The organism is Streptomyces sp. AA1529, assembly GCF_000280905.1.
Lineage (GTDB): Bacteria > Actinomycetota > Actinomycetes > Streptomycetales > Streptomycetaceae > Streptomyces.
The window spans coordinates 1-5554 of the sequence record NZ_ALAP01000082.1 but is presented as its reverse complement, the minus strand read 5'-3'; the positions used below and the strand labels follow the sequence as shown (position 1 = coordinate 5554).

3 protein-coding genes and 1 tRNA gene are annotated in these 5554 nt (G+C 71.2%); 3 read left to right on the top strand and 1 reads right to left on the bottom strand.

Translation table 11 applies throughout. The annotated features are described in order from the left end of the window. Positions 1–98 precede the first annotated feature (98 nt). A complete protein-coding gene (locus A949_RS0124065) occupies positions 99–785 on the top strand; it encodes a DegT/DnrJ/EryC1/StrS family aminotransferase (RefSeq protein ID WP_026004980.1) in 687 nt (228 codons plus the stop codon). A 73-nt stretch (positions 786–858) separates the two neighbouring features. Then, positions 859–931: transfer RNA gene (locus A949_RS0124060), tRNA-Thr, on the top strand. An 82-nt stretch (positions 932–1013) separates the two neighbouring features. On the opposite strand, the gene A949_RS0124055 is transcribed toward A949_RS0124060, so the two are convergent. Then, positions 1014–3635, bottom strand: a complete 2622-nt coding sequence (locus A949_RS0124055) for a SpoIIE family protein phosphatase (RefSeq protein WP_019358599.1) — start codon at positions 3633–3635, stop codon at positions 1014–1016. 448 nt (positions 3636–4083) lie between these two features. Between A949_RS0124055 and A949_RS34345 the strand changes: the two genes are divergently transcribed. Further along, on the top strand, positions 4084–5554 hold a 1471-nt coding region (locus A949_RS34345; protein ID WP_037707474.1), incomplete at its 3' end, for a HAMP domain-containing protein.

The window sequence follows — 5554 nt, the reverse complement described above, 5'->3', positions numbered from 1 at the left end:
AAATCGTGCAAGTCGTGGTCCCTGAACTTCTGTTCAGGGACCACGACTTTTTTGTGTGCGGTCACCGGCAGTTCATGTTGCGTGGACATGATCCCGGCATGGGGACAACACAGCTGACCGCCGCGGGCGTTGGTGCGGGGGACGAGGTCGTGGTGCCGTCTTTCGGCGGGGCCGATGTCGCACAGGCCGTGCGGGACCTCGGCGCGCGACCCGTCTTCGCCGACATCGATGCCGACACCTACTGTCTCGATCCGTCCTCCGTGGCCCGCGCGGCGAGTCCGCGCACCGTGGCGCTCGTGCCCGTGCACCTCTTCGGCCACAGCGCTGACATGGCCGCACTGCATGCCGTCGGCGAGCAGCGCGGGATCTCGGTCGTCGAGTGGGAGCCGCTGCCCCGTACGGACGCGATCGATGCGGTCCGCCGGCGCCAGTACGCCACGTCGCTGGGGAGCCGTCTCAGGGGAGTCGTCGCGCCGTCGGTTCCCGACAGTGTCGAGCACGCCTTCACGGACTACGTGGTGCGGGTGCCGGGCAACGGGCGACCCGATCGTGACGCCTTCCGCAGGGCACTGCACATGAGGGGCGTCGACTGCGGGATACCGGTGCGGGTGCCGGCTCACCGGTTGCCGCCGTACGCCTCGGCCGTCCGGCTGCCGCAGGCCGAGCGGGCCGCGGACGAGTGCCTCTCGCTGCCGCTGAGCGCCGCCATGACCAAGAAGGAGCTGCAGCGCGTCGTGTCGGCCTGCAACGGACTGGGAGGCCTGTTGCGGGAGCGGGCCGGCTGACCCGGCGGGAGCCGTGCCGGAGTCAGTTCGATCCAGGGGCTCCGATCGGGTAAGATCTTCAACCGCTGGCCGCGCCCCAATAGCTCAGTCGGCAGAGCGTCTCCATGGTAAGGAGAAGGTCAACGGTTCGATTCCGTTTTGGGGCTCTCCACACGCAAGTCGAAGGCCCCCACCGTACGGTGGGGGCCTTCTTCGTGGGCCGAGCGCCTCCGGCCCGGCCCCGCTCGTCTACTCGGGGACGCGCATCGCCAGGATGGCCATGTCGTCCGAGGGCGCGTCGCTGGCGAACCGCTCGACCGCACGCATGATCCGGGCAGCCACCGCACCCGCGTTGAGGCCCGTGCAGGTGGACAGCACGTCGGCCAAGCCGTCGTCCCCCAGCATGCGGGTGCCCTCGCGGCGTTCCGTCACGCCGTCCGTCACACACAGCAGAACGTCACCGGGGGCGAGTGAGACCGTCTGTTCGTAGAGTTCCAGGTCCTCCATGACACCGAGCAACGGCTGGGGATCGGCGGCCGATTCGACGCTGCCGTCCTGGCGCAGCCGCAGGGGCAGCGGATGACCCGCGCAGACGACCTTCAACTCGGCGCTGCCGTCCTCCTGGGGGCGCATCTCGCCGTACAGGAGAGTGAGGAATCGGCTGCGCGCCCCCTCGTCCAGGATGGCGGTGTTGAGACGCTCCAGCACGGTGGGACCGCCCAGCCCCTCGCGGGCGAGCAGCCGCAGCGCGTGCCGGGCCAGACCGGTGACCGCGGCGGCCTCCGGGCCCGTACCGCAGACATCGCCGATGGCGAAGCCGTAGGTGCCGTCGTCGATCTCGAAGAGGTCGTAGAAGTCGCCACCGACCTCGTTGCCCTCGCCCGCGGCGCGGTAGATGACCTCGACCTCGACACCGCCCTCCACCTCCGGCAGCTCCGGCGGCAGCAGGCTGCGCTGCAGGGACTGGCTGATGGCGGTGCGCTCGGAGTAGAGGCGCGCGTTGTCCAGCGCGAGCGCGGCCCGGCGGGAGAGGTCCTCGGCCAGTTCCAGGATCTCCTGGCGGAACCGCTCGTCGGTCGGCTTGCCCAGGGTGAGCATGCCGATGACCCGGTTGCGGGCCACCAGGGGAAGCACGACGGTCTCGCCGCCCACCGCGGCCGCGGTGGCCAGGCTCGTACCGGGGGAGAGCTGCTGGGCCTCGCCGTCCAGCGAGACGTTGCGCAGCGAGGTGCGCAATGCCGCGGAGTGCGCCGCCTCGGTGGGCGCAGCCCAGACGCGCGCTCCGGGGGTGGGAACGGGCTCCGGCGGGTCGACTTTGGCGAGCAGCGCCTTGAGGTTGTCGATGCGGTCCTCGTCCTCGTGCAGGACATAGGAGAGGCGGGGGTCGGAGCCCTGGTCGGCGACCGTGTAGACGGCGCACCAGGTGGCCAGCGTCGGAACGGTCATCTGGGCCATCAGCGCGAGTGTCTGATCGCGATCGAGGGTGCCGGCGAGCAGGTCCGAGGCCTCGACGAGGAAGGAGAGCGAGCCGCGCCGCAGGCGTTCCAGCTCGGTGAGCCGGGCGCGTTCCACGGCGAGCGCGATGCGGTCGGCGGCGAACTGGAGGCGCAGGGCTTCTTCGTTCGTGTAGCGGCCGGATGCCTCGGTGGCGACTCCGAGGGAGCCGGTGAGCCGCCCCTCGACCTTGAGGGGAACGGTGACCACGGAGCGCATGCCGGTGCCGTCGAGCAGCGGGGCGGCGCCCGGGACGACGGTCAGGTCCTCGTGCACGGACGGCATCCGGGCCGAGCCGTAGCGCCCGCTGGCGGTCTCGACCGGGACGCGGGCGAACCGCTGGCGTGCCGAGGGCAGCCCGGTGGAGGCACGGACCTCCAGCTCGGTCTCGTCGTCGGTGGCCAGCAGCAGGTACGCCGCGTCGCCCTCCAGCATGTCCCGGGCGCGTTCGACGGTCCGCTGGAGGAGGCCGTCGAGGTCGTCGGGGGCCGGGGAGCCGATGAAGACCTCGAAGGGGTCGGTGGCGGACTGGTCCTGGCTGTCCGTGGCGGTGCCGGTGTTGTCGTGGGAGTGGACCCGGGGCGGTGACTGCAGAACGGCACGCTCGTGCTCCCGCACCAGCAGGCAGACCGTGGACGGTTCGCCGTCGCTGTCCCGTACGCGCAGGTGGGAGGCGTAGACCGGGATCGTGCGGCCGTTCGAGCCGCGCATGCCGTAGGACCCCTCCCAGCGGGAGAGGCGCAGCGCCTCGGCGACGCCGGTGCCGGTGCCGGGCGTGTGCGGCCAGGCGGCGAAGTCGGTGAGCGGCTTGCCGACCACCTGCTCGGCGGCGTAGTCGAACAGTTCGGTGGCGTCCTCGTTCCATGCGCTGATCGTCCCGCTGCGGTCCACCTGGACGACGGCGACCCGGATGTGGGTGTCGGTGACCGGCAGTGCCGTGTCCGGCAGCGCGGGGCCGGCCGTGCGGGTGCCGACCGGGCGTTCGGGGAGGTCGAGCCGGAACCAGACCCGCTTGTCGGACGCCGTGTAGTCGACGCCCCAGCGGGTGGCCAGCGCCGAGGCGAGCAGCAGTCCCCGGCCGCCTTCCCGGTCGGGCCCGGCGGGCTGCGGGTTGACCTCCTGGAGCGGCAGTTCCCGTTCCGGGTAGCGGTCGACGACCTCGATGCGGATCCCGTCCTCGTCGCGCAGGCAGAGCACCTCGGCGGCGGTTCCGGCGTGCACCACGGCGTTGGTGACCAGTTCGCTGGTCAGCACCACGGCGTCGTCGACGACCTCGGACAGGCCCCAGCCCTGGAGGGTGTCGCGCACGAAGCCGCGTGCGGTGGCGACGGAGCGGCCCACCGGCTCGAAGGTGGCGGCGGCGCGTGCGGTGATCACTGGTCTCCCCATGGGTGTCCTGTTGGCCGGGCGCACCGGTGTGCGCTGTGCGGTCAGGGCCGTGTGGGTCCCCGCCTCCTCGTTCGGGCCTTGCGAGCCCGTGGCGCCCAGGTGGCCGCCGCCCCCGCGCTCGGCGCTCTGCTCTTGCGTCACCGCAGCGCCCCTCCGTCGCCCTTCGTACTCACACCGCTGCCCCCTGCGAAGCCCCTACCCGTCGGACCCGGTGGAGCACCCCGCCGACATGGGGGTGAACGGACAGCCGGGTGCCAGGTTACTTACGTATCCACGGCGCGTGGCCGCCGGATGCGGGTGATTTCCCTCCGGGCCCGCGAACGCAGCGTGATATGCCATGCTGCCGAACTGTTATCGCCTGGTTCGGGCAGGGTGAAACACTGGGAAGGCTCGGAGTACAGGGCCCGGGCAGGAAGGTCGACCCGCAGGAGGGGCAGTGGAGTCTGGCACAACCGCGCGTAGCGGCAACACGCGCGCGAAGGGCGGACGGTCCCGGAGGAGCGGGACGATCGAGGTCGACGCCGCGGCCGTCAACAAGCTCCTGGCCGGGCTGACGGCGATGCGGGACGGCAATTTCCGCAAGCGGCTCACCGTGACCGGTGAGGGCCCGATGGCGGAGATCGCCGCGGTCTTCAACGAGGTCGCGGACCAGAACCTGCATCTGACGGGTGAGCTGTCCCGGGTGCGGCGCGTGGTCGGACGTGAGGGGAAACTCACAGAGCGGCTGCAGACCGGTACCTGCGAGGGGTCCTGGGCTTCGGCGATCGACGCGGCGAACTCGTTGGTCGACGACCTGGTGTGGCCCGTCTCGGAGGTGGGCAGAGTGCTGTCGGCCGTCGCCGACGGCGACCTGGAGCAGCGCATGGATCTGCGCGCCCGGGGAGCCGAGGGCGGCGGGCATCCGCTGCGCGGGGAGTTCCTGAAGGTCGGCCGCACGGTCAACGGCCTGGTGGACCAGCTCTCGGCGTTCACGGACGAGGTGACGCGGGTCGCCAGCGAGGTCGGCACGGAGGGCAAGCTGGGCGGCCAGGCGCGGGTGCGCGGGATGTCCGGCTCCTGGAAGGACCTGACGGACTCGGTCAACACCATGGCGTCGCGGCTGACCGCGCAGGTGCGGGACATCGCGCTGGTGACGACGGCCGTCGCCAAGGGCGACCTGTCACGCAAGGTGACGGTTCATGTCGCCGGCGAGATGCTGGAGCTGAAGAACACCGTCAACACGATGGTCGACCAGCTCTCCTCCTTCCAGTCGGAGGTCACCCGGGTCGCCCGCGAGGTCGGCACCGAGGGCGAGCTGGGCGGCCAGGCGCGGGTGCAGGGCGTCGCGGGCGTGTGGAAGGACCTGACGGACTCCGTCAACCTCATGGCGGGCAATCTGACCTCCCAGGTGCGCGAGATCGCCCAGGTGACGACCGCGGTCGCCAACGGCGACCTGTCGCAGAAGATCACGGTCAACGCGCGCGGCGAGGTGGCACAGCTGGCCGAGACGATCAATGCGATGACGGACACGCTGCGCACGCTCGCGGACGAGGTGACGCGGGCGGCGAGCGAGGTCGGCACGGACGGAGTGCTGGGCGGCCAGGCGGTGGTCCCGGGCGCGGCCGGTATCTGGAAGGACCTGACGGACTCGGTCAACTCCGCGTTCCGCAACCTGACCGCTCAGGTGCGCGACATCGCGCAGGTGACGACGGCGGTCGCGAACGGTGATCTGTCCCAGAAGGTCACCGTGGACGTCTCCGGCGAGATGCAGGAGTTGAAGAACACCGTCAACACGATGGTGGACCAGCTCTCGTCGTTCGGCGCCGAGGTGACGCGGGTCGCCCGCGAGATCGGTGTCGAGGGCGAGCTGGGCGGTCAGGCGGCGGTGCCCGGGGCGGCCGGTACCTGGAAGGACCTGACGGACTCGG

Excerpts from the sequence above, each read along its gene's own strand:
- A949_RS0124065 (WP_026004980.1), top strand. The coding sequence starts at position 99 with ATGGGGACAACACAGCTGACCGCCGCGGGCGTTGGTGCGGGGGACGAG.